Origin of the sequence: Janthinobacterium sp. ROICE36 (assembly GCF_002869965.1) — a bacterium.
In the GTDB taxonomy this organism is placed as follows: Bacteria; Pseudomonadota; Gammaproteobacteria; order Burkholderiales; family Burkholderiaceae_D; genus Janthinobacterium.
Map to the genome: position 1 here is coordinate 1 of NZ_PEBS01000170.1, position 1458 is coordinate 1458.

Here is a 1458-nt window from a genome sequence, read left to right on the forward strand (position 1 = left end):
AGAGAGATCGGTTCGTTTGCCATTTACGCGTCCAAATACCGAGAGTAAACGCCTTTCTCAACGTGTTTACAAGCAATATTTCACCCTATCGTCACTCCGAGCACCTACCCTTCATGCAATCGCCCTGCAGCGCGCGAACTCCTCGTTGCCAAACTCATCACCCAAGGATTGAGCAATCGACAGATTGCCGTAGCCCTCAACATCTCCTATGACACGGCACGGCGGTACAGCAGTCAGGTGCGCCAGAAACTCCAACTCGGCAACGTCGCAGCCCTCGTATGCGTCGCGATACCGGAGGGCGCCGCGACGCTGCGCGCCATTGCCTCGATCGACTCACTACTAACCTCAGGTGAAATTGAAGTGCTTGCATTGGCATGCCACGGGCTCAGCACGAAGCTCATTGCGCGGCAACTTGCAATCAGTCCCAGAACTGTCGACAAGCACCGACAACGTATCCTGCACAAAACGGGGATGCGTTCCATTCGCACGTTGACCGCCTGGGTCGCAGAACAGTACGCACTATGTGGCATTGCTGTTATAGAAACGTTTCTCTAATCTGAATGCACATTAAAGGTGCGCTTGCATTGTCTGCGGGAGCATTTGCCCACACTGGCCAATTCAACGTCAAGGAACTCAATGACACGGATATACGCACCATCTGCAACGAACATCGCTTGCTGCGCTGTTCAATGTATGTCTCAAGACGAGAATGAAGCAGTGTCCACACCGATGATCACCGCGGCTATTCGCACTGTGCGCCCGATTTTTCGCTTTACAGTGAGCCGTGACGAGGAACACGTCAACCTCATCATTGAAGACGGGGGCCGTCTTTTTGACTTGGGCGAGCGCATCCACCACTACGCCCTCCTGATCCTCGTGCGCCAGCACATGCAGGACGTGCGGGGAGGTCTCGATTCGGGTAGCTGCGGCTGGATTGACTGTACCGACTTGGCGAAGATGCTTGGCCTGGATCTATGCCACCTAAATGTACAGATTTTCCGATTGCGGCGACAGATCCTCGCATCAGGACTACCGCCTGCGCAGGGGCTTTCGTTCATCGAACGTCGGCGCGGACAGCTACGCGCTGTCGCCATGTCGGTAGCAATCCTGCAGGGAGTCGGTGCAGAGTTTGAGGAATTGTCCAGCCCCATGCACTTGTAAGCGGTAAGCCAGCGGCGTTATATCCGAGCAGCGTCCGCGTCGGCACAATCTCCTCCATGTTCAACACGATGGAGATTGGTCATGGATGGGATGGTAGCAAAACAATCGAGTAAGGCAGTGGAATGGCGCCAGCGGCGAGGGTGTAAATAATTTTGTGTAAACGGTCATTTGGCAGGACACTGCCGCCACCAAGGAGAAACAATGACCGTTGTAAAGCGTAACAAGCGGGCCAAGCCCGACCCGGAACTGCTCAAACTGGCCGACAGCTTGCTGGCCAACTACCAGAAGCCCGAGGAT

Annotated in this window: 2 protein-coding genes; both read left to right on the plus strand. The window is 54.9% G+C overall.

What is annotated here, in order from left to right; translation table 11 throughout:
• The first annotated feature begins 87 nt into the window (after positions 1–87).
• Complete coding sequence (locus CSZ94_RS28390; protein ID WP_258001238.1) at positions 88–555, plus strand: LuxR family transcriptional regulator; 468 nt, start codon at positions 88–90, stop codon at positions 553–555.
• A 138-nt stretch (positions 556–693) separates the two neighbouring features.
• Complete coding sequence (locus tag CSZ94_RS27250; RefSeq protein ID WP_146009927.1) at positions 694–1161, plus strand: hypothetical protein; 468 nt, start codon at positions 694–696, stop codon at positions 1159–1161.
• Positions 1162–1458 lie beyond the last annotated feature (297 nt).

Coding starts and splice junctions, on each gene's coding strand:
- CSZ94_RS27250 (WP_146009927.1), top strand. CDS start 694: ATGTCTCAAGACGAGAATGAAGCAGTGTCCACACCGATGATCACCGCG.